The following is a 22514-nucleotide window of genomic DNA, read 5'->3' as shown; positions in this document are numbered from 1 at the left end:
TGGATGGCGCGTGGCGGCGGCCCCCCAAATCAATGTCGGATTACGGGCACACCGAGCCTAAGCGAGGTGCCGAGTGTTGGGGCAAGAGCCCTTTGCTTACTTTGGGGCTTTTCCAAAGTGACCCGCCGTAAGGGCGGAACCCATATCCGCCATCACCCAAATAACGGATACACCCCCCTACCAAAACCGCAACTCAACCCCGGCCCGGCCCATTCCCAATCTGCCAAACAAACGGCGGCTCAGCCCCATTGACCACCCAATCCCCCACAATCCGCGCCTTGTAGATCACCGGATTATGCGACGACACCGTCCGCGCATTACGCCAATGCCGATCCAGCGCTTTACCCTGGCGCACATCCGAAGCCCCCAGTGCGTTAAACAATTCACTGGTAGCCCGCTGAATCAATTCCGACACCACCACTTGAGCCGTCGCCGATTCAATCTCGGCCGCCACATTGGCTTCGCGCTCCACCGCGTCATCCCCACCAAAGCGCGCCACATACGCCCGTTGCGCCGGCACCGTGGCCTTCAATGCGCTGGCTTCGGCCGCATACACCAGCGCTGCCACTTCACCTACCACCTGCTGAACCTGTGCGTCCTGGCTGACATGGGCCGCATTGCCATGGCTGTAGATCCGCTTGCGGCTGCGCACCTGATGCGCCACATCGCGCAACGCTGCACGGCCAATACCGGCCAGGCTGGCGAGCAGAACAAGCTGATAGAACGCGGTCTGGTATTTGAAGCGGGTGGCAAAGTCGATAACGTTTTCCGCCTCCACCACCGCATCGGTAAAGCGCGAGGTGCCGCTGCCGGTGGTGCGCTGGCCAAAGCCGTCCCAGTCGTCGCTGTGCACCACGCCAGGCTGGCGTGCGCGGGTGGCCGCGATCACATCGCCGCCGGTGTCGCTGCGCCGGGCGTATACATCGATCCAGTCGGCGAAAATGCTGCCTGTGCTGTAGAACTTTTCGCCATTGAGTTTCCAGGCATCGCCGTCGGGGCTGACCTGGGTGACCACATCGCCGATGGCCACATTGCCGATTTCGGTCCAGGCGCAGCCGACGATGTCGCCGTCCACAAAGCGCTTGAACCACAGGTCGCGGCCAGCACTGGGCGGCGCGTTCAGGCGGTCTTCGGCAAAGGCGAAGTGCCCACGCAAGGCCTGGGGCACGTTGGAGTCGGCTTCGGCCAGTTCGATCAACAATTCGAACAACTGCGGCAGGGAGGCGCCACCACCGCCGTATTCCACCGGCACCCGTAGCGCGCCAAAACCGGCCTCTTTGAGCCACTGGATGGGTTCATGGGGCAGGGTGCGGGTGTGTTCGCGCTCTACCGCGCCATCCGCGATGCGCTGGAAGATCGGTCGGAATCGCGCGGCTAACGTGGGGTAGTCGACGCCAATGGACAGTGGGTTGATGACGTGGTGGTCGGTCATGGGCAAGGTTCCTGGGCAGTGATCGGTACCGGGGTGATTGCACAGTCCGTGCCGGGTGCCGGCGCCCGTATTTGCTGAAAAAAGCCCTGATGCACTGTTGCCCTGGCAACAGTTGATCGACAAACCTGCCCAATCCGCGACATTGGCCTCTGCACCCAGCATTGGCGGCAACCCCCTTGGCCTGGGCGTTTCCCCGGCCTGGCACGCTTGCTGCTCAAGCCCTCGGTACATCCCTTTGTGCGAGGTACCGATTGATGAGTCAGCAAGCCGTGAAATTTGCCTATTGGGTGCCCAATGTCAGTGGTGGGTTAGTAGTCAGCAAGATCGAGCAACGTACCGATTGGGGTATCGACTACAACCGTAAACTGGCGCAACTGGCCGAAGCCGCGGGCTTCGAGTATGGCCTGACCCAGATCCGTTTCACCGCCGGCTACGGCGCTGAGAACCAGCACGAATCCGTGGCGTTCAGCCATGCGCTGCTGGCCGCGACCACCACACTCAAAGTGATCGCCGCGATCCTGCCCGGCCCCTGGCAGCCGGCGCTGGCGGCCAAGCAACTGGCGACCATCGACCAGCTCACCAACGGCCGTATCGCGGTGAATATCGTCAGCGGTTGGTTCAAGGGCGAATTCCAGGCCATCGGCGAGCACTGGCTGGAGCACGATGAGCGCTATCGCCGCTCCGAAGAATTCATCCGCGCCCTCAAGGGCATCTGGACCCAGGACGATTTCACCTTCAAAGGCGACTTCTACCGCTTCAACAATTACACCCTCAAGCCCAAGCCCATCGGCCAGCCGGAAGTGTTCCAGGGCGGCAGTTCACGGGCGGCGCGGGACATGGCCGCGCGGGTCTCGGACTGGTACTTCACCAATGGCAATACCCCAGAAGGCATCAAGGCCCAGGTCGATGACATCCGCGCCAAGGCGGCGGCGAATAACCATTCGGTCAAGGTCGGCGTCAACGCTTTCGTGATCGCCCGTGACACTGAGGAAGAAGCCCGCGCGGTGCTGGCGGAGATCATCGACAAGGCCGACCCGGAAGCGGTGAATGCCTTCGGTGACGCGGCCAAGCAGGCGGGCAAGGCCTCACCGGAAGGCGAGGGTAACTGGGCCAAGTCCAGCTTCGAAGACCTAGTGCAATACAACGACGGCTTTAAGACCAACCTGATCGGCACACCACAGCAAATCGCCGAGCGCATCGTTGCGCTCAAGGCGGTCGGTGTGGACCTAGTGCTCGCGGGCTTCCTGCACTTCCAGGAGGAGGTCGAGTACTTCGGCAAACGCGTCTTGCCGTTGGTGCGCGAGCTGGAGGCCAAAGCCCAAATCAAACAGGTCGCTTAAGGACAAGCCCCGTAGCAGCTGCCGAGCGTAAGCGAGGCTGCGTCAAGTGCGCCGCGATGTATCAGGGAAAACGCGATGCAAGTTTTGGGGCCGCTGCGCAGCCCAACGCAGCCTCGCTGCTACGGGTTGGAGAATAGGATGACGGCTGCGCGCAATTTGTTATTGCCGAACCGGCACATGCGCTCGAACTCCCCATGGCTGACCGGCAAGTGCTGGCAGTCGAGGGGCTGGCGGTGCTGGCTGTGGTCGACGTCCGGGTCGTGCAGGTAGACGAAGTCCTCGTCGCAATCGGTGACCATCACCCAGTGCGGTGACTTGGAGCGGGTGAGGCGGTAGCTGCTGATCAGCACCAAGGGCTGGCCGCCGTCGCGCAGCACTTGGGGCAAGTCCAGTGCGCCGGCGAACACTTGCTTGACGGCACTGCTGGCCAATTCTTCTTCGAAGGCTTCATGCACCAGGCGCATGACATCCTTTTTATGCGCATCGCGCACGCCATCCAGAAACAGCGGCCCGCGCACATTGACCTGCATGCGCACGGCAAAGCCGCGACGCCAGGCCGCCAGTGCCAACCCTTGTGGGCTGCAGCCGCCGTGGCCGGCAGTCATGAACACGGTGGTTGCTTCGCGCCAGATCTGCAGCTCTTCGCGCCGCTGCGCCGTGCGCGCCGGCATCAGTGCGCCCATGGCCATCAGCAGGCAGGCGGCGCCACAGGTGAAGTCGGTGGTCTGCTGGTAATACGGCACGCTTTGCGGGCGCGCATCCTGGTGCTGGACGATGCGTTTCTCCAGGCGCAGGGCGGCGGTGTGGTCTTCGTAATAGTCGTTAATCACGGCGAAGCGTCGGTAGCCGGCGCCTTCGTACAGCGCAAGGGCGCCGGGGTTGTCGGTGCGCACTTCCAGGCGCAGGTAGGCACAGTCGTGTTCCACGGCAATTGTCTCGATGCGCTTGAGCAACTGTTTGCCCAGCCCCAAACCGCGCGCAGGTTCGGCGATGGCGATGGAGTACAGGCGCGCCAACGAGGTGCCACGGTGGAACAGCACCAGCGCATAGCCGAGTAACTGTCCATCCGCCTCGGCCACCAGCAACTGCGCATGGGCGCGGCTGACCATCCAGTGGAAACTGCGCGATGACAGCCGGTCAGTGGTGAAACAGTGCTGTTCCAATGCCACCAATTCAGGCACATCGCAGGGGGTTGCAACGCGAAAGGAAAGAGCCATATGACCGCCGTAAAAGTTGCGTAACGAAACGGGACTTCTCTAAAAGATCGTGCTTAATAGAAAAGGTCGAGTTCTCTAAAGCGGATCAAATATTATGTCGGCGGTACAAGGTCATTGGCGTGAAGTATCCGAGCAAACCGTCGCGGCGACAATAACCAATAAGGGTTATTTTTCCGCACCCCTCAAAGGAGCAAGCCAAGTAGTGATCATTGTCGAGCGCAAGGAAGATTGGGCCTCCTACTTCCCCAGCGAAGACATCGTCACTGCTCAAGAGTACCTGGAGCAAACCCGGGAAAACGAGACCGGCAAGCGCGTGCAGGTGATTAACCTGTGCCGCAGCTACAAGTACCTAGGGCACGGCTACTACTGCTCGCTGCTCGCCGAGGCGCGTGGGCACAAGGTGATCCCATCGGTGCGCACGATCAGCGAACTGACGAAAAAGTCGCTGTATGGTCTGGCCCTGGACGACTTGGATAAAACCCTTGATAAAGCCTTGAATCATCATCTTTACAGCAATACCGAAGGCTTTACCCTGACACTTTACTTTGGCCGGACCAATATAGAACCGTTGCAGGATCTGGCCCGACAATTGTTTGAGGCGTTCCCGTGCCCCATCCTGTTAGTTGATTTCAAAAAGAATAACGGCTGGCACATAGAAGGGGTCAAGTCCGGCGTGTTGCATAAGTTGCGCGATGACCAGGAAGATCAATTCGCCCACGCCCTGGACAACTTCAGTCGCAAGATCTGGCGCCAGCCGCGTTCACGCCGCCTGGCCCGTTATGACTTGGCGATCCTGCACGATCCCCAGGAACAACTGCCGCCCTCGAACGCCAAGGCGCTGGATAATTTTATCCGCGTGGGCAAGGGCCTGGGCATCGATGTGGAGTTGATCGAACGCAAGGACTATTCGCGCCTGGCCGAATACGACGCCTTGCTGATTCGCGAGACCACCAGCGTCGACAACCACACCTATCGCTTCGCCAAGAAAGCCGAAAGCGAAGGCCTGGTGGTGATGGACGACCCGGCGTCGATCCTGCGTTGTACCAACAAGGTCTACCTCACCGACCTGCTCAACAGTCATCAACTGGGCATGCCCGCCACCGAAATCCTCTACAAGGAACGACCGGAAGATTTCGAACGGGTCGGCGAGCGCCTGGGGTTCCCGCTGGTGCTGAAGATCCCCGACGGTTGCTTCTCCCGTGGGGTGATCAAGGTCGAAAGCCAGGAAGCCTTGCTCAAGGCCACCGCCGAGTTGTTTGAGCATTCGGTACTGTTGCTGGCCCAGGAGTTCTTCTACACCGAGTACGACTGGCGCATCGGCGTACTCAACCGCAAGCCGATCTTTGCCTGCCAGTACTTCATGTCCAAGGGCCATTGGCAGATCTATAACCACAAGGCCATCGGTCAGGATATCAACGGCGAATGCCGCACCCTGGCGGTCCACGAAGCGCCCAAGGCGGTGGTGGAACTGGCTGTGAAGACCGCCAACCTGATCGGTGACGGGCTCTACGGCGTCGACCTCAAGCAGTCCGGCGACAAGGTGGTGGTGATCGAGGTCAACGACAACCCCAACATGGATGCGGGAATCGAGGACGCCTATTTGCAGGACGACCTGTACGGCTTGGTGCTGGAGGAGTTCGTGCGGCGCCTGGAGTTGAAACGCCAGGGCCAGGTCTGGTGACCCGGCGATGATCCAGCGTTTTGAGCTGACCGATGGCAAGCTGCAGAGTGGGGAACATGACGACGCCCCGATCATGTTGTTCAACAACCCTGACCTGGCCGAGCGTGAGTGGCTGCGCGACCACCATAAGCTGGACGAACACGCCCTGGCCTCGGCGCTGGACCCTGACGAAGTCTCGCGAATTGAGTTTCACCCGGACAATCTCTTCCTGATCTGGAAACGCCCGGAAAACTACTCGGGTGGCGGCAACCTGGTGTTTGAAGTGTCGTCCTGCGGCCTGCTGTTTTCACCCAGCCGCCTGTTGGTGATCGCCACCGATGAAACCCCACTGACCGGCCTCGGCAAACGCCGCCCGCTGCACACCCCGCTGGATGTGTTGCTCGACCTGCTGCTCAACAACATCCACCACTACCTCGGCCACCTCAAGGTGATCAAGCTGGTCGCACGTGAGTTGCAGCAGCAGTTCAACGCGTCGATGAGCAACCATCACCTGATGCAGATGTTCAGCCTCAGCGAAAGCCTGATCTATTACATCAACGCGCTGCACAGCAACGGCGCGGTGCTGTCGAGACTGCGCAACCACGCGGAGAAAGAGCATTTCGGTGCCGAGATTCTCGGGCTGATCGACGACCTGATCATCGAAAACCACCAGTGCTACAAACAGGCCGAGATCTATTCCAACGTGTTTTCCGGGCTGATCGACGCGCGCGGCAACTTGATGAATAACAGCATGAACAACCTGTTGCGCAAGCTCACACTGATCAACGTGGTGTTTTTGCCGCTCAACCTGATTGCGAGCATTGGCGGCATGTCGGAGTTCAGCATGATGACGGCAGGCACGCCGTGGTGGGTGTCATATCCGCTGTTCCTGCTGGCGATGGGGCTTGGGGCTGGGCTGATGGTGTTGGGGCTCAAGCGCATAGCCGGCGGCGCGAATGTCGTGTGAACACCGATCCCCTGTGGGAGCTGGCTTGCCTGCGATGACCATAGGCATCTACATAACTTGAGCACGCCCTCTACGTAGCAGCTGTCGAGCCCCGGCGAGGCTGCGTCAGCGGTGTGTCAGACAGGCCGCAAACGCAGCCTCGCCGGGGCTCGACAGCTGCTACGCACTATTACATTTGAAATGTGTAGATACCTATGGTCATCGCAGGCAAGCCAGCTCCCACAGGTTTCGAGTTGCTCAGGCGTCAGGTTGCAGGGTCAGGACTTCGAAGCCATCTGCTGTCACCGCCACGGTATGTTCCCACTGCGCCGACAGGCTGTTGTCCTTGGTCACCACGGTCCAGCCATCCTTCAGGCTGCGCACTTTGCTGCTGCCCTGGTTGAGCATCGGCTCAATGGTAAACACCATGCCTTCGCGCAGTTCCAACCCGGTGCCGGGGCGGCCGAAGTGCAGGATCTGCGGTTCTTCATGCATCTGCCGGCCAATGCCATGGCCGCAGTACTCGCGGACCACGCTGTAGCCGTTGGCTTGCGCGTGGCTCTGGATGGCGTGGCCGATATCGCCCAGGCGGGCGCCGGGCTTGACCTGGCGGATGCCGGCCCACATGGCCTCGAAGGTCATTTCCACCAGGCGCCGGGCTTTGGGGGCGACGGTGCCGATCATGTACATCTTGCTGGAGTCGGCGATAAAACCGCCTTTTTCCAGGGTGATGTCGATGTTGATGATGTCGCCGTCCTTGAGAATCTCCTTGGCGCTGGGCATGCCGTGGCACACCACCTCGTTGATCGAAGTGTTGATGGAGAAGGGGTAGTCATACTGGCCAAGGCTGGCAGGGCGGGCCTTGAGCTCATTACGAATGAAGGCTTCGACGGCGCTGTCCAGCTCCAGGGTAGAGCGGCCGGCGGCGACAAAACCGTCGAGCATGCTGAAGACCTGGGCCAGCAGGCGCCCGGCTTCACGCATCACGGCCAGTTGCGGGGCAGTCTTGATCATCAAGTGCGCCCCCGTATCAGGTCGGGCTTGTCGAGCAACAGTTTGTTGATCAACGCGTTGTAGGGCAGGTCAGGGTTGAGTTCGGCAAGCAGGCCGATCTTGATCCAGAACTCGGCCTGGGCGTTGATGGAGCGGTCCATCGCGGCGCTGGCCAGGCGCAGTTGTTCGTGCAGTTGGTCGGTGATCTTGACGATGCCCATAATGTTCACTGTGCGGTATGAATATACAAATCGTATACGTTTCGTATATTCATCGTAAAGCCCCATGCGTTAAATGGCGCTTCGCCATTGACGAAGTCACGGGCTGCCGGTTAGTTTCGTCACATGACCTTTCAAGCCTTGTGCAGCCAGCAGAACATTATTATTACCGCCATTCCTCATTTGGCGGGATAGCGCACGGCTGTACCCAAACCCGCCCTAGAGGCGGGTTTTGTTTTTCCGTCTCCCGGGCCCTTTACAAGAAGCCAGGAGATACCTATGAGCACCTGTACCGCGCCTCACACCGCCGACCCGGGCCTGCTTGAACATTATGTGAAGAAGATTCTCGCCGCCCCGGTGTATGACCTAGCGGTGCGTACGCCCTTGCAGGCCGCTCCGGCGTTGTCAGCGTTGTTGGGTAACCAGGTGCTACTCAAGCGCGAAGACCTGCAACCGACCTTTTCCTTCAAGATCCGTGGCGCCTACAACAAGTTGGTGCAGCTCACGCCTGAGCAAAAGGCGCGTGGCGTGGTCACGGCCTCGGCGGGCAATCATGCCCAGGGCGTAGCGCTGGCAGCAAAGGCGTTGGGGATCCAGGCGCGGATCGTCATGCCCAGCACCACGCCGGAGTTGAAAGTAGTGGGCGTACGCTCACGGGGCGCCGAAGCGGTGCTGCACGGGGCGAGCTTCCCCTTTGCCCTGGCCCATGCGCTGCAGTTGGCCGAGTCATCCGGGTGCACCTTCGTTTCGCCCTTCGATGACCCGGAAGTGATCGCCGGCCAGGGCACCGTGGCCATGGAAATCCTGCGCCAGCAGCAAGGCCCGCTGGACGCGATCTTCGTGCCGGTTGGGGGCGGTGGCTTGATCGCCGGAGTGGCGGCCTACGTCAAATACCTGCGCCCCGAAGTGCGCATCATCGGTGTCGAGCCCGAGGGCTCCAGTTGCTTGTTGGCGGCGCTGCGGGCCGGTGAGCGGGTGGTGCTCTCCAGCGTTGACGGGTTTGCCGACGGCACGGCGGTGGCGCAGGTGGGCGCCTATGGGTTTGAAATCTGTCGGGACTGGGTGGATGAGGTCATCACCGTGAGTAATGACGAACTCTGCAGCGCAATCAAGCTGATCTACGACGATACGCGCTCTATCACCGAACCTTCAGGCGCTTTGGCGGTAGCGGGGATTTGCAAGCATGTTGGTGAGCATGGCGTGCGCGGGCAGACGCTGGTGGCGATTAATTCCGGGGCCAATATCAACTTCGATAGTTTGCGATATGTTGCTGAAAGAGTGGTTGCGCAGCACGCTGACTTCCGCGAGGTAAAGGGTTAAACGTTTAATCAAGGCCATTCGACGCTTATCTAACTAAGTCTATAAGTTCAAGTTTTAATTATATGAAATGGAAGCCTGCTTATGAGGAATGGTTACAACGAGGTCGGATTTTGCCGAGTACGCTTGGGTGTCATAAGCGTCTTCCAAGGTCGGTAAGACGCGGCGGGCAAGCGCTCGCTGAATTCACAACAACTGTTGGCAGTCTCAAGAAAGGAGAGGTTGACCATGCTTTCGGAATTAGAACTTCGCAGCATTATTGAAGGAAGTTTCCTGCCCAAGCGGTGCGAATGCACCAAAGCCGAAGATGCTTCGCTGACGATCAAAGTCTATGACGACCGCGACCGTGATCGGGTGGATTTGGAAGTCAAAGGCATAAACGCAGACAAACTCGACAGCAGTCGAGCCCTCTGCAACCTGATCACCGGTTTGCGTGAAAACCTCAAGCACACCCAGGCACCCGTCCTGCAAAAAGTAGCAGGGCGCAGCTACAACTAACAGGACGCCTGAGGTTGGACGACCGAAGACCTGTGGGCCTGGATAAACGCCAGGCCCAATACGGTTTCCGTTGCCACCGCCAGTAGAATGCCGGGTCCGGCATTGCCGTTTATCCATTCACTGAACCCCAATGCCGCCAACACCAGGCATCCGGTGATAAAGCCGGTGGTCATGGCGCGTCGCGTATCGGAGGGCGGTGCATGGCGAGCGCGATAAAATATCACGCCGATGGCCAGGAACAGTGCTGCGTTACGCCGGGCAACCAGGCCCGTGGTGCTGGTGTATTCCACGCTCCACAGCCACAACATCCATTCGGGGCGCAGGCCCCATATTAAGGCCAGGGCGAAGCAGAGCACGGCGGTAAAGAGGGCGAGCGTGTGAAAGCGAAGTTGCATGGCGAATCCTTTCAGCCGTTTGACGAGCGCGCAAGGATATCGCGTGTTGACGCACTACGCCGCCCTTATCTGCAGCCTGTTCAGTTTTGGAACAGGCAAGCCTCGGACATTTTTTTGTAGCTCACATAGTGCAGTTCACCGGCCTTGTCCAAGAACTTGATCTGGGCGTCGATGACCTTGCAGTCATTGGTCTGGGGCTCGGTCATGGCAATCACTTTCTGAATGTCCATGGGCATGCCGTAGTGATACGGCACGGGTTTTGTTTCAGCCTGTGCCATTGCCGATAGAGTGGTGAGCGCCAAGGTGCAGCCGAGCAGGAATACGCTGTGCATGTTCATGAGGATTCTCCATCAGTGGTCCGGTTCATCAACGCGATGAAGCGGTGACCGCCCCTTCAGCCAATAGCCTCGGAAATGCGGTTGGGCTCACTGTTATCTCTCCACCTTAATCATTGATTAAATTAGGGTTTTTGAGAAAAGTCCTACATGTTCATGCGGTGAAAACCGACGGTATAGCCCGATCTTTTAACGGCTCAGTTCTGGAAATCACAGGCTTCGGACATTTTTCGATAGCTCACGTCTTCCACCTTGCCCGCCTTATCCAAAAACTTGATATCGGCCTTGATGACTTTGCATTCGTCGGTCGGGGTTTCGTTCATCGCCAGCACCTTGTCGATATTCATCGGCATGCCGTACCTGTAAGGCACGGGTTTGGCAGTGGCGGGTTGATTGTCGGCCTGGGCCAGGCCTGAGGCTGCGGCCAGCGCCAAGGCGCTGCCGAGCAGTAACGTGCGCAGTTTCATGGTGGTTCTCCGCAAGTGGGTACGACTTGACTGTCGACTTGCGGGATTAACCATCGATTAATTTCTACTTGGCTGACAAAACCTTCATCAGAGCTGCTCGCGATACGGCAGGTCGGGCCCGGTCTTGCCGCAGGTCAGGGCAGCGGCGCGGATGGCGAAACCCAGCATGGCATCAATCTGCGCGCGCGTGAGCTGTTGCAGGCCTTGCACCGAATCCAGCTGCTGTTCGGTCAGCCAGGCAATCAAGGCGGCCTGGAAGGTATCGCCGGCACCCACCGTGTCGGCCATCACCACTTTGACCGCAGGGGCAGACCAGGTGCCATGCTGACGGCTGAATACGCTGGCGCCATCGCCACCGCGCGTCAGGAACACCAACTGACAACGGTGTTGCAGCCAGCCCTGCAGCACGCTTTCAGGCGATTGGTCGGGGTAGAGCAGGTGCAGGTCTTCATCGCTGACTTTGATCAGGTCGGCATGCTTGACCAGCTCGGCCACGCGATCGCGCCACAGTTGGATGTCCGGTTGCGGGTTGAGCCGCACGTTGGGGTCGAGGCTGATCAGGCGCTTGCCGCTTTCGCGTTTGATCAACTCCAGCAGGGTGTCGCCAATCGGCTGCACCACCAGCGAAAAGGAGCCGATATGCAGGCCGCGAATGTCATCGCCCAACTCCGGCAGGTGGGCGATTTCCAACAACCGGTCGGCACAGCCTTCGCCACGGAAGTTGTACTGCGGTGAGCCATTGGCGCCCACGGCGACCATCGACAAGGTGGTCGGCGCGGCAAATTCCACCAGGAACTGCTCGCTCACGCCTTCATCCTTGAGCACCTGCAACAAGCGGCGCCCCAGGAAGTCGCTGGATAAACCGCCAAACAGCCCGGCGTCGATACCCAGGCGACGCAACCCGACCGCGACGTTGAACGGCGAACCGCCGGCAATCGCCTTGTAATTGACCTTGGAAGCCTGCCCGCTGGGATCTTCTTCGCTGAAGAAATCAAACAGCGCTTCGCCACACACCAGATACATAGTCGTTCGCTCTTAAAGGGTTGCCACAAGCTGCTGATAGCGCTCGTAAGCCTGTTGATAGGCGCTGACATTGGCCGTCACCGGTAGGGTCCGGCTGGCCGGGTCGACGCTCACGCATTTGTTGCACAGGCTGGCCAGGGGTTCGCCAGACTGGCTCCATGCCGCCTGAATCGCTGCGCCCAGGGCGGCGGCTTCGCTTTGTTCAGTGCAGATGACTTCGGTGTTCATGATATCGGCGACCATCTGCCGCCACACAGGGCTTTTCGAACCGCCGCCGATCAGGCGGATGCTGTGGCTTTGCAGGCCGGTCTGGCGCAGCAGGTCGAGGCCGTAGCGCAGGCCGAACGTGGTGCCCTCGACCACCGCGCGACACAGGTTAGCGCGGGTCAGGTTGGTCATGGTCAGGCCATGCAGGCTCCCAGTAGCGTGGGGCAGGGCGGGCACGCGTTCGCCGTTGAGGAAGGGCAGCATGCTCACGCCCTCGGCCCCAATAGGCGCGTGTTCGACCAACGCATTGAACGCGGCCAGGTCGAGGTCGAACAGCTCGCGGATCACCCCGGTGGCGTTGGTCAGGTTCATGGTGCAGATCAACGGCAACCAGCCGCCGCTGGATGAGCAGAACGTGGCGACCGACGCCTGCGGGCTCACGTTAGGCTGGTCGGCGAACGCATACACGGTGCCCGACGAACCCAGGCTCATGGTGATAACGCCTGGGGCAATGTTGCCGGTGCCGATGGCGCCCATCATATTATCGCCGCCGCCACTGGAGACGATGGCGTTGGGGTTGATGCCCAGGCGTTCGGCAATCGCCGGAAGCACGCTCCCCACGCTTTGATCCGCTTCAATCAGTTGCGGCAAGGCATGTTCCAGGCGACCGCTTGGGTCGATGTGCTTGAGCAGTGCCACATCCCATTCACGGCTGCGCACGTTGAAATAGCCCGTGCCTGACGCATCGCCGTATTCCGCGACCGCACGGCCGGTGAGCCAGTAATTGAGGTAATCGTGGGGCAGCAGGATGTGCGCGATGCGCGCGAAGATGTCCGGATGCTGCTCGCGGGTCCAGAGCAATTTGGACACGGTGTAGCCCGGCGCAATCGCCACGCCGAGGCGTTCCAGCGAACCGCTTTCACCACCAAGGTGTTGCAGCAGGCGGTCGTTCTCCGGTGCGGTTTCGGTGTCGCACCATAACTTGGCCGGGCGCAGCACCTCACCGTTCTCGTCCAGCAGCACCAGGCCATGTTGCTGGCCGGAAACACCGATGCCGAGGATGTCCTGGCCATCCACGCCGGCCTGTTGCAAAGCGCGGTGGGTAGCTTCGGTGAAAGCGTCCAGCCATTCCTGGGTGTGCTGCTCGCGACGGCCATTGGCGCCGCTGATCAACGTGTGCGCCGCCGCGCCGAGGCCCAGCACCTTACCGCTGGAGGCGTCGAGGACGATGGCTTTGGTGCCCTGGGTGCCGCAGTCGATGCCGAGAAACAGGTTTTGCTGGGTCATGAGGATTTGCTCAGCAGTATTATTGTTGGAGTGCTAATCCGATCAACTGTGGGAGCTGGCTTGCCTGCGATAGCGGTGGTCCAGTCAGCCATGAGGTGACTGATAGATCGCTATCGCAGGCAAGCCAGCTCCCACCTGTTTAATTCGGTTTCTTCAGTAGGTGCTGCAGTGTTGCGGTGACGCCGTTGTCACGCAAGCTGACAAAGCACCGCTCGAAAGCTGCCACAAACGCAGGCGAGTTGGGAATAGCCGTACCAAAAATCTCTTCCACCCCCAACAAGCGTTTGCTGATCAGCGCGTCATCACTCACCAGCTCCTGGCAAAATTCGGCACGCGGATCCGGGATTTTGTAGCTCACCCCATTCTCATCCACGCCCTTCAAATACAAGGCCCAGGCCGCCACCACCAACGCCGCACGCTCGGTCTCGCGCCCATCCGCAATCAATCGGTTAATGGTCGGCACGGTGAACTTGGGAAACTTCGACGAGCCGTCCGAGCACACGCGCTCCAACTGATCGGCAATCGCCTGATTGGAAAAGCGATCCACCAAGGTCTGCTTGTAGTCCGTCAGATCAATACCCGGTACCGGCGCCAGGTTCGGCGTGACATCAAGGTCCATATAGGCACGCATGTAGGCGACAAACACCGGATCGTTCATGGTCTCGTGCACAAACCGATAGCCCTTGAGAAAGCCCAGGTAGGTCAGTGCCAAATGACTGCCATTGAGCAGGCCGATCTTCATTTCTTCATAAGGCGTGACGTCATCGGTGAACTGCACGCCGACCTTTTCCCAGGCCGGGCGCCCGTTGACGAATTTGTCCTCCAGCACCCACTGCACGAAGGGTTCGCACACCACCGGCCAGGCATCGTCGATGCCGTGTTCGTCGTGCAGTTGCAGGCGGTGGGCGGTGCTGGTCATGGGCGTAATGCGGTCGACCATGGCATTCGGGAAACTCACATTGGCCTTGATCCAGTCGTGCAACTCGGCATTGTGCAGGGCGGCGAAGGCCAGCAGCGCTTTGCGCGTGACAGCGCCATTGTGCGGCAGGTTATCGCAGGACATCACGGTAAACGCCGGGGTGCCGGCGGCGCGACGTTTGGTCAGGGCGGCGCAGATAAAGCCAAATACGGTTTTCGGTGACGTGGGGTGCGCCAGGTCGTGCTGGATCTGCGGCAAGTGGGCCATGAACTCGCCATTGCTGTCGTCGATGCAGTAGCCGCCTTCGGTGATGGTCAGCGAGACGATGCGAATCTGCGGGCTGGCCAGTTTGTCGATCAGCGCCTGGGCGCCGTCTTCTGCCAGCAGCATCTCGCTGATCGAGCCGATGACACGCACTTCGGTGTCGTCGGTATCGCCCAGTTCGTACAGGGTGAACAGGTAGTCCTGGCCAGCCAGGTCGTCACGGGCTTTGCGGTCCTCACTGCGCAGGCCGACGCCGCAGATGCTCCAGTCCAGGCTTTCGCCCGTGTTCATCAACGCATCGGTGTAATACGCCTGATGCGCGCGGTGGAAACCGCCGACGCCGATGTGCGCAATGCCTTGGCGGGTGTCGGCGATGGCGTAGGCGGGCAGCTTCACTTCCGGCGCCAGTTGGGTGAGGTTCTGTTTATTCAGCTTCATGACGGAATACTCGCGAAATCAGGCGGCAGCGCGCAGTGGGCGGGCCACGGCAACACCGTCGGTGTCGAACAGATGGCAGTGCGCCGGGTCCAGGTGCAGGTGCAGCGTCTCGCCGTACTGGCTGGCCATATCGCCACGAATCCGCAGGGTCAGCGGCTCGCCGTTGGCGGTGATAACGTGACAGAAGGTGTCGCTCCCCAGGCGTTCGCCGACATCGGCGGTGACGGTCAAGGTGGTTTGGCCCGGCGCGGCGATTTCCAGGTGCTCAGGACGGATGCCCAGGGTCACCGCACTGCCGACGCTCAAGCTGGGACCGCTCAACGGCAGGCTGATGGTTGTGCCGGCGTCCAGCTGCACGTCGCAGCCCTGGCCCTCGACGCGGGTGACCTTGCCCTTGAGGAAGCCCATTTTCGGCGTGCCGAGGAAGCCCGCCACAAACAGGTTGGCCGGCTGGTGGTACAGCTCCAGTGGCGAACCGACTTGCTCGATACGGCCGCTGTTCAACACCACGACCTTGTCGGCCAGGGTCATGGCTTCGACCTGGTCGTGGGTCACGTAGATCATGGTCGCCTGCAACTCTTTATGCAGGCGCGCCAGCTCCAGGCGCATCTGCACGCGCAGGGCGGCGTCGAGGTTGGACAGCGGCTCATCGAACAGGAAGATCTTCGGGTTACGCACAATCGCGCGGCCGATCGCCACACGCTGGCGCTGCCCACCGGACAGCTGCTTGGGCTTACGCTCCAGCAACGGGCCCAGCTCGAGGATGCGCGCCGCTTCGCTGACCTTGCTGTCCACCAGCTTCTTGTCGACACCGGCCAGGTCGAGCGCAAACGACATGTTCTTGCGCACGCTCATGTGCGGGTACAGCGCGTAGGTCTGGAACACCATCGCCAGGTCACGCTTGGCCGGGGTCACTTCGGTGATGTCGCGACCATCCAGCTCGATGGTGCCTTCGCTGACTTCTTCAAGGCCGGCGATCAGGCGCAGCAGCGTGGATTTACCGCAGCCCGAGGGGCCGACGAATACTACGAATTCCTTGTCGTTCACTTCCAGGTCGATGCCCTTGATGATGGAAAAGCCTTCGAAGCCTTTTTGCAGATTCTTGATTTTCAGGTTGGCCATGGGATGGGCCTCCGCTTTGAATTTTTATTAAGCAGCCGTTACTTCACGGCGCCGAAGGACAACCCGCGCACCAGCTGTTTCTGGCTGATCCAGCCAAAAATCAGGATCGGTGCGCAGGCCAGGGTCGAGACGGCGGACAATTTGGCCCAGAACAACCCTTCGGGGCTGGAGTAGGAGGCGATCAATGCGGTCAACGGCGCAGCGGTGGATGAGGTCAAGTTCAGCGACCAGAACGCCTCGTTCCAGCACAGGATCAGCGACAGCAACACGGTGGACGCCAGGCCGCCCTTGGCGATCGGCAGCAGCACGCGGACCATTTCCTGCCACAGCGTGGCGCCATCCAGGCGGGCGGCTTCGAGGATGTCCTTGGGGATGTCCTTGAAGTAGGTGTAAACCATCCACACCACAATCGGCAGGTTGATCAGGGTGTAGATGATGATCAGCGCAATGCGCGTGTCCAGCAGGCCAAAGCTCTTGGCCAGCAGGTAGATCGGCATCAGCACGCCCACCGGCGGCAGCATTTTGGTGGACAGCATCCACAGCAGCGTGCCTTTGGTGCGCTTGGTTTCGTAGAACGCCATGGAGTAGGCGGCCGGTACTGAAATCAGTAGGCATAAGGCGGTGGCGCTGAAGGAAATCAGCACCGAGTTCCACGCATAACTAAAGTAATTGCTGCGCTCGTTGATGTGCAGGTAGTTCTCCAGCGTCGGCGTGAAGATGAACTGCGGCGGCGTAGCGAATGCGTCGATTTCGGTCTTGAAGCTGGTCAGCACCATCCAGAAGATCGGGAAAAAGATCAGGATCGCGATGGCCCAGGCCAACGTGCCGAGCAACAGGCTTTGCAGGCGGCGGGATTGTTGAAGCGTCATGGCGCGGCCCTCAAGGCTTGTCAGTCAGGTTTTTGCCGATCATCCGCACCAGGATGATCGCCGCGATATTGGCGATGACCACGGCAATCAAGCCGCCGGCCGAAGCCATGCCCACGTCGAATTGCACCAGCGCCTGGTTGTAGATCAGGTAGGCGAGGTTGGTCGAGGCGTAGCCGGGGCCACCGTTGGTGGTGGTGAAGATTTCGGCGAATACCGAGAGCAGAAAGATCGTTTCGATCATCACCACCACGGCAATCGGGCGCGCCAGGTGGGGCAGGGTCAGGTGCCAGAAGATCGCGATGGCGCCGGCACCGTCCAGGCGCGCGGCTTCCTTTTGTTCCTGGTCGAGGGACTGCATGGCAGTCATCAGCAGCAGGATCGCGAAGGGCAGCCATTGCCACGACACTATGATGATGATCGACAGCAACGGGTAGTGCGCCAGCCAGTCCACCGGCTCAGCGCCGAAGAACTTCCACACGGCGGCGAGAATCCCCGACACCGGGTGGAAAATCAGGTTCTTCCAGATCAGCGCACCGACCGTGGGCATGATGAAGAAGGGCGAAATCAACAACACCCGCACCAGGCCGCGACCGAAGAACTCACTGGCCTCCAGCAGGGCACTGATCAACACACCGAACACCACGCTGATCAGCAGCACGCTGCCCACCAGCAACAGGGTATTGGTGGCGCCCGGCAGGAAGCCCGAGTCGGTGATGAAGTAGGTGAAGTTCTCCAACCCGACGAATTGGTTTTCGCCGGGGTAGAGCAGGTTGTAGCGGATCAGCGAAAAGTACAGGGTCATGCCCAGGGGCACGATCATCCACAGCAGCAGCAGGGCGACCGAAGGGCTGACAAGGAACCAGCCGGGGTTGGCCAGACGGTTTTTGGGTGTTGTATTCATGGTGATCAGAACCAGTCGATTACAGGCAGAACCAGAGTCGGAGCGCGATCAAATGTGGGAGCTGGCTTGCCTGCGATGGCGGTGTGTCAGGTAACAGAATCATCAACTGACAGGCCGCCATCGCGGGCAAGCCCGGCTCCCACATAAAGCGGGTTCCCACAGTTACAGGGGGGAGTCGGGCCTATTTGGGGTAACCCGCCCGCTTCATTTCCCGCTCGGTAGTGGTTTGCGCAGCAGTCAACGCAGCATCCACCGTCTGCTGACCGGTCAACGCACCCGAGAAGAATTTACCGACCTGTGTCCCAATCGCCTGGAACTCAGGAATGGTCACCAACTGGATACCGATATACGGCACCGGCTTGAGCGTTGGTTTGGTCGGGTCCGCCACTTTCAGCGATTCCAGGGTCACCTTGGCAAACGGCGCGGCCTTCATGTATTCGTCGCTGTAGGTCGACTTGCGCGTGCCTGGCGGTACGTTGGCAACGCCATCGGTCTTGGCGACCAATGCGCCATATTCCTTGGAGGTGGCCCAACTGGTGAACACCTTGGCGGCGTCCTTGGCCTTGGAACTGGTGGGGATTGCCAGGCTCCAGGAGTACAGCCACGAGGTGCCCTTGTCGGTTTTCTCATGGGGGGCAAAGGTGAAGCCGACATGGTCAGCCACTTTGCTTTGGGTCTTGTCGGTGACGAACGAGCCGGCGACGCTGGCGTCGACCCAGATCGCGCACTTGCCGCTGTTGAACAGCGCCAGGTTTTCGTTGAAACCGTTGCTGGAGGCACCCGGCGGGCCGGATTTCTTCATGTTGTCGACGTAGAAGTTCAGCGCCTCCTTCCATTCAGGTCCATTGAATTCCGGTTGCCACTTCTCATCGAACCAGCGCGCACCGTAGCCGTTGGCCAGGGTGGTGATCAGCGCCATGTTCTCACCCCAACCGGCTTTGCCGCGCAGGCACAGGCCGTATTGCTCTTTGGTCTTGTCGGTGAGTTTGCTGGCGAATTCGCCGATCTGGGTCCAGGTCGGATGCTCGGGCATACTCAGCCCAGCGTCCTTGAACAGGTCGGTGCGGTAATAGGTGATCGAGCTTTCAGCGTAAAACGGCAGGGCGTACAGCGAGCCTTTGACAGACAAACCTTCACGTACCGAAGGAAATACGTCATCAAGGTCGTAGGAGGCCGGCAGATCCTTCATCGGCTCCAACCAGCCCTTCGCGCCCCACAGTGCAGCTTCGTACATGCCGATGGTCAGCACATCGAACTGCCCGCCCTGGGTCGCGATGTCGGTGGTCAGGCGTTGGCGCAGCACGTTTTCTTCGAGCACCACCCAATTCAGCTTGATTTCCGGATGCTCGGCCTCGAAGGTTTTCGAGAGCTTTTGCATGCGGATCATGTCGCTGTTGTTGACGGTGGCAATGGTCAGGGTTTGCGCGCCAAGGCTGACGGCGCTGAGGGTCATACAAGAAAAGGCAATTAGAGCTTTTGCTGTGAACTTCATCGCGCACTCCATTTCCGCGCCCAGGGGGCTACAGAAGGACAGTTATTGTTGTTGTGTCTTCCCACAAGGAGTCAGGAAGAGTGTGCGTTGATTACAGCCTTCTAATGGCGCTGTGACAAATCCTTGGGAGCACTGGGACTGATACTTTTTTGCACTCGATAACCCAGCAGCTGAAACCATTAAGCCAGGTTCTGCTCGGTCAAGCGCTGCACCGCCAGGCGTCGGTAGTGGGAAGGGGTCATGCCTTTAAGCTGTTGAAAACGCCGGTTGAAGTTGGAGATGTTGTTGAAGCCCGATTCAAAGCACACATCGGTCACGGCTTTATCACCATCGGCCAACAGCTCGCACGACTTGCTGATGCGCAGCCGATTGACGAATTCGATAAACGTGCGCCCGGTGGCCTGTTTGAACACCCTTGAGAAATAGGTGGGCTTCATCCCCAGGTATTCCGCAACCTCTTCAAGGGACAGCTCACGCGCGTAGTGGGCGAAGATGTAGTCCACCGCGCGGTTGGTACGGTCGATACTGTGCTCGTCGGCCAACTGCGGTGTCGTCACCCCTGAAAGCAACTGGTAGTCCTCACACGCGCTGAGTACTTCCAGCAGGATAAAGAAATGTCCCAGCCGTGCCATGCCCTGTGCGTCCTCAATGCGCTGCATCAAGGTCATCGCTTGGGCAATCGTGCGCTTGCAGCGAAACTCGATGCCGTACTGCGCCCGTTCCAGCAGCGGCGCCAGGGTCTTGAGTTCGGCGAAGATATGGCTGCCGCCTTCAAACAGCTCATCGGTGAAATTCACCAACATGTCGCGCTTGGGCACTACCTCGTCTTCCTCGACCTGGCTGATCCAGTTGTGGGGCAGGTTGGGGCCGGTGAGGAACAGGCTTTCCGGGTAGAAGTTGCCGATATAGTCGCCGATAAACACCTTGCCCGAGCTGGCGACGATCAGGTGCAGCTCGTATTCCTTGTGAAAGTGCCAGCGCACCAGCGGGCAGGGGAAACCGTGCTGGCGATAGATGATGGACAGACCGTTGTGATCGTCCATCAGCTCGTAGGAAGGGTCGGTGATTCGTGTTGCTCGGGTCATACTGCCGTCGCTTTATTGTGGTTGCTGCGTAGGATAATGCCCCCTCGCGCGCAACCTCGCCAGCGTCGCCGTTTAGACGCTGCGGTTTTTTGCCTCGATCCACTGGGACATGTATTGCGTACTTTTATGGGCGTGGTGGCGCAGCATGCTGCCGGTGAAGTTATCGCGGCGATGGGCGGCGAGATGGCTGCGGCACTGTTGCAGACATGCCACCAGCGCGGGGCCATGAATGTTCTGGTCATAGCGGCGCGCTAACAGCTGGCGACCGTTTTCCTGGGCCTGGGTCCAGCGTTCGCGGTCCTGGTAGAGCGCCACGGCGGCGGCGGCCAGTGCAGGTGCGCTGTGTTCGATCAGCCCCGGCCACGGCTGCTCATCACCCATGGCCTCGGCGCCGATGGGCGTGGTGATATTCGGCGTGCCGCAGAGCATCGCATCCGCGAGTTTGCCCTTGATGCCGGCGCCGAAGCGCAGTGGCGCCAGGCAGATACGCGCGGCCGTCATCACCTGCAAGGCATCTTCGGCCCAGTTCATCACATGAAATCCCTGCGCCGGGTTATGCAGCGCAGTGGCCTTGGGCGGCGTGTAGGCGCCATAGATATGCAACTGGGCGTTCGGCAATTGCTGGCGAATCAGCGGCCACAGGCTGTTTTTCATCCATAACACCGCGTCCCAGTTGGGCGCGTGGCGGAAGTTGCCGATGCTGAGGAAGTGCGCCCGGTCTTCAAATGGCGCGAAGGGCTCGGCGGGTGGTTCCAGCATCAGCGGGCACCAGTGGAGCAGGGCAGCCGGCACTTTGAACTGCTCGGTCAGCAGGCGGATTTCCACGTCAGAGATCATCAGGCTGATATCGCAACGGTAGATCGCCGCGATTTCGCGCTTGGCCAGGTCAGTGTCGGCCATCAGCTGGAAATCTTCGTGCAACGCCGGGGAAAACAGCGCGCTGAAGTCGTCGCTGTCGGGGTGGGCCTTGAGGTGCTCCTTGAGGCGCTGATGCCGTGCGTCGCGCAGGCTTTGCAGGTCAGAGGTTTCCAGTACGCGCAGGGCATCGGGGCAACATTTCTCGACGCGCCAACCGAACTGTTCTTCCATCATGAAGCGGTCGAACAGCACGATATCCGGAGCGAGTTCGCAAATAAAATCGTCGAAACTGCTGTTATTCAACTCGATAGCGCATTCGGCTATGCCCAGGGCGGGCAGATCGGCCTTGTGCTCGCCGATGGTTGCGGGGCTGCTGAAGGTAATGTCCCAACCTTGCGCCAGAAAACTCTCAAGAATCTGCATCATATGCCCGCCTGCGGCCGAGGAACGTGGTTCCGGCCAGACATAACCAATGACCAGGACTTTGGTGGCGGGCTGATTCATCGACAACGGTTTCCTTGAGGGGCAGGTGAAAAGCGCGCAATTAAACCACAACCGGTGGCATGACAATTTGTGTCTGGCGGTAGGTCGTCATCGTAGTTTGTGGTTAACTTCGGCCTCTCGAATTCGTTTAACCAAAACCCAGCATAAGGATTCCGTTCATGGCTCAAGTCACTCTCAAAGGCAACCCGGTCCAGGTTGAAGGCGAACCGCCGAAAGTCGGCGCCAAAGCCGCAGACTTCACCCTGACCGCCGGCGATCTGTCCAACGCCACCCTGGCCACCTTTGCGGGCAAGCGTAAGGTGCTGAACATCTTCCCAAGTGTCGACACCCCAACCTGCGCGACTTCGGTGCGCAAGTTCAACGCCCAGGCCAACGATGTGGAAAACACCGTGGTGCTGTGCATCTCCACCGACCTGCCGTTCGCCCAAGCGCGTTTCTGCGGCTCCGAAGGCCTGGAAAACGTGAAGAACCTGTCTGATTTCCGCGATTCGGATTTCGCGGTTGATTACGGTGTGGCGATTGCCGACGGCCCGCTCAAAGGCCTGACTGCTCGTGCCGTCGTAGTGCTGGACGAAAACGACAACGTGCTGCACAGCGAGTTGGTCAAGGAAATCGCTGAAGAGCCAAACTACGAAGCAGCCCTGGCTGTTTTGAAGTAACTGTTTCGGTACGTTACTGTCGTTTGGCAGTAACACGTATGATGCATGCTTGCGGCCTGGCCTAGTCC

The 22514-nt window shown here is 59.8% G+C and carries 22 protein-coding genes; 6 read left to right on the top strand and 16 right to left on the bottom strand.

Translation table 11 applies throughout. The features are described 5' to 3' along the window. Positions 1 to 193: 193 nt before the first annotated feature. Positions 194 to 1432 carry an acyl-CoA dehydrogenase family protein gene (locus JBO08_RS21170; protein ID WP_065889723.1) on the bottom strand — a complete coding sequence of 413 codons (1239 nt, stop codon included), beginning with the start codon at positions 1430 to 1432 and terminating at the stop codon, positions 194 to 196. Between the two features lie 254 nt (positions 1433 to 1686). Between JBO08_RS21170 and sfnG the strand changes: the two genes are divergently transcribed. Further along, the gene (sfnG, locus tag JBO08_RS21165; RefSeq protein WP_065889724.1) at positions 1687 to 2772 is read left to right on the top strand and encodes a dimethylsulfone monooxygenase SfnG; all 1086 of its coding nucleotides are present in this window, start codon (positions 1687 to 1689) and stop codon (positions 2770 to 2772) included. A 119-nt stretch (positions 2773 to 2891) separates the two neighbouring features. Here sfnG and JBO08_RS21160 read toward each other — a convergent pair whose 3' ends face one another. Next, positions 2892 to 3989, bottom strand: a complete 1098-nt coding sequence (locus JBO08_RS21160) for a GNAT family N-acetyltransferase/peptidase C39 family protein (RefSeq protein ID WP_220074916.1) — start codon at positions 3987 to 3989, stop codon at positions 2892 to 2894. A 94-nt stretch (positions 3990 to 4083) separates the two neighbouring features. Here JBO08_RS21160 and JBO08_RS21155 point away from each other — a divergent pair, with 94 nt between their 5' ends. Both JBO08_RS21155 and JBO08_RS21150 read left to right on the top strand, forming a co-directional pair. Further along, positions 4084 to 5670 (top strand): RimK family protein, encoded by a 1587-nt coding sequence (locus JBO08_RS21155; protein ID WP_049708609.1) that lies wholly within the window; start codon positions 4084 to 4086, stop codon positions 5668 to 5670. A gap of 7 nt (positions 5671 to 5677) precedes the next feature. Continuing rightward, positions 5678 to 6616 carry a magnesium transporter CorA family protein gene (locus tag JBO08_RS21150; RefSeq protein ID WP_049708608.1) on the top strand — a complete coding sequence of 313 codons (939 nt, stop codon included), beginning with the start codon at positions 5678 to 5680 and terminating at the stop codon, positions 6614 to 6616. Between the two features lie 237 nt (positions 6617 to 6853). On the opposite strand, the gene map is transcribed toward JBO08_RS21150, so the two are convergent. Both map and JBO08_RS21140 read right to left on the bottom strand, forming a co-directional pair. After that, positions 6854 to 7609 (bottom strand): type I methionyl aminopeptidase, encoded by a 756-nt coding sequence (gene map, locus JBO08_RS21145; protein WP_065876340.1) that lies wholly within the window; start codon positions 7607 to 7609, stop codon positions 6854 to 6856. Next, positions 7609 to 7809 carry a ParD-like family protein gene (locus JBO08_RS21140; protein WP_049708606.1) on the bottom strand — a complete coding sequence of 67 codons (201 nt, stop codon included), beginning with the start codon at positions 7807 to 7809 and terminating at the stop codon, positions 7609 to 7611. The genes map and JBO08_RS21140 overlap by 1 nt, the downstream gene beginning before the upstream one ends. Positions 7810 to 8085: 276 nt before the next feature. Between JBO08_RS21140 and ilvA the strand changes: the two genes are divergently transcribed. Both ilvA and JBO08_RS21130 read left to right on the top strand, forming a co-directional pair. Further along, positions 8086 to 9126: a threonine ammonia-lyase, biosynthetic gene (gene ilvA / locus JBO08_RS21135; RefSeq protein WP_083228095.1), complete on the top strand. Its 1041-nt coding sequence runs from the start codon at positions 8086 to 8088 to the stop codon at positions 9124 to 9126. Positions 9127 to 9351: 225 nt separating this feature from the next. After that, complete coding sequence (locus JBO08_RS21130) at positions 9352 to 9621, top strand: DUF1652 domain-containing protein (RefSeq protein WP_065881536.1); 270 nt, start codon at positions 9352 to 9354, stop codon at positions 9619 to 9621. Here JBO08_RS21130 and JBO08_RS21125 read toward each other — a convergent pair. The 12 genes from JBO08_RS21125 to JBO08_RS21070 all read right to left on the bottom strand — a co-directional run bounded on the left by JBO08_RS21125 (position 9618) and on the right by JBO08_RS21070 (position 21787). Continuing rightward, positions 9618 to 10016 (bottom strand): hypothetical protein, encoded by a 399-nt coding sequence (locus JBO08_RS21125; protein ID WP_065876337.1) that lies wholly within the window; start codon positions 10014 to 10016, stop codon positions 9618 to 9620. The two genes, JBO08_RS21130 and JBO08_RS21125, sit on opposite strands and share 4 nt — an antisense overlap. Before the next feature lie 80 nt (positions 10017 to 10096). Further along, the gene (locus JBO08_RS21120; protein WP_065876336.1) at positions 10097 to 10354 is read right to left on the bottom strand and encodes a DUF2790 domain-containing protein; all 258 of its coding nucleotides are present in this window, start codon (positions 10352 to 10354) and stop codon (positions 10097 to 10099) included. 194 nt (positions 10355 to 10548) lie between these two features. Then, positions 10549 to 10818: a DUF2790 domain-containing protein gene (locus JBO08_RS21115; protein ID WP_065876335.1), complete on the bottom strand. Its 270-nt coding sequence runs from the start codon at positions 10816 to 10818 to the stop codon at positions 10549 to 10551. Between the two features lie 87 nt (positions 10819 to 10905). Continuing rightward, positions 10906 to 11841 carry a carbohydrate kinase gene (locus tag JBO08_RS21110; RefSeq protein WP_065876334.1) on the bottom strand — a complete coding sequence of 312 codons (936 nt, stop codon included), beginning with the start codon at positions 11839 to 11841 and terminating at the stop codon, positions 10906 to 10908. A gap of 12 nt (positions 11842 to 11853) precedes the next feature. Beyond that, positions 11854 to 13335: a xylulokinase gene (gene xylB / locus JBO08_RS21105; RefSeq protein WP_065881534.1), complete on the bottom strand. Its 1482-nt coding sequence runs from the start codon at positions 13333 to 13335 to the stop codon at positions 11854 to 11856. 139 nt (positions 13336 to 13474) lie between these two features. Further along, positions 13475 to 14956, bottom strand: a complete 1482-nt coding sequence (locus JBO08_RS21100) for a mannitol dehydrogenase family protein (RefSeq protein WP_065889735.1) — start codon at positions 14954 to 14956, stop codon at positions 13475 to 13477. Positions 14957 to 14974: 18 nt separating this feature from the next. Next, positions 14975 to 16078, bottom strand: a complete 1104-nt coding sequence (locus JBO08_RS21095) for an ABC transporter ATP-binding protein (RefSeq protein WP_065876331.1) — start codon at positions 16076 to 16078, stop codon at positions 14975 to 14977. Positions 16079 to 16116: 38 nt separating this feature from the next. Further along, the gene (locus tag JBO08_RS21090; protein ID WP_064053806.1) at positions 16117 to 16947 is read right to left on the bottom strand and encodes a carbohydrate ABC transporter permease; all 831 of its coding nucleotides are present in this window, start codon (positions 16945 to 16947) and stop codon (positions 16117 to 16119) included. A gap of 10 nt (positions 16948 to 16957) precedes the next feature. Beyond that, positions 16958 to 17848, bottom strand: coding sequence for a carbohydrate ABC transporter permease (locus JBO08_RS21085; protein ID WP_065946404.1), 891 nt, complete (start codon positions 17846 to 17848; stop codon positions 16958 to 16960). Positions 17849 to 18029: 181 nt separating this feature from the next. Beyond that, positions 18030 to 19301 (bottom strand): ABC transporter substrate-binding protein, encoded by a 1272-nt coding sequence (locus tag JBO08_RS21080; protein ID WP_405045940.1) that lies wholly within the window; start codon positions 19299 to 19301, stop codon positions 18030 to 18032. A 218-nt stretch (positions 19302 to 19519) separates the two neighbouring features. After that, positions 19520 to 20425: an AraC family transcriptional regulator gene (locus tag JBO08_RS21075; RefSeq protein WP_065876328.1), complete on the bottom strand. Its 906-nt coding sequence runs from the start codon at positions 20423 to 20425 to the stop codon at positions 19520 to 19522. A 72-nt stretch (positions 20426 to 20497) separates the two neighbouring features. Beyond that, a complete protein-coding gene (locus JBO08_RS21070) occupies positions 20498 to 21787 on the bottom strand; it encodes a glycosyltransferase (protein WP_220074914.1) in 1290 nt (429 codons plus the stop codon). Positions 21788 to 21945: 158 nt separating this feature from the next. Here JBO08_RS21070 and tpx point away from each other — a divergent pair, with 158 nt between their 5' ends. After that, on the top strand, positions 21946 to 22446 hold the full coding sequence (gene tpx / locus JBO08_RS21065; RefSeq protein ID WP_220074913.1) for a thiol peroxidase: 501 nt from the start codon (positions 21946 to 21948) through the stop codon (positions 22444 to 22446). Positions 22447 to 22514 lie beyond the last annotated feature (68 nt).

The sequence above is a fragment of the Pseudomonas sp. LAP_36 genome (assembly GCF_019456785.1).
Taxonomy (GTDB): Bacteria; Pseudomonadota; Gammaproteobacteria; order Pseudomonadales; family Pseudomonadaceae; genus Aquipseudomonas; species Aquipseudomonas tritici.
This window is presented reverse-complemented; position numbering and strand designations above follow the sequence as displayed.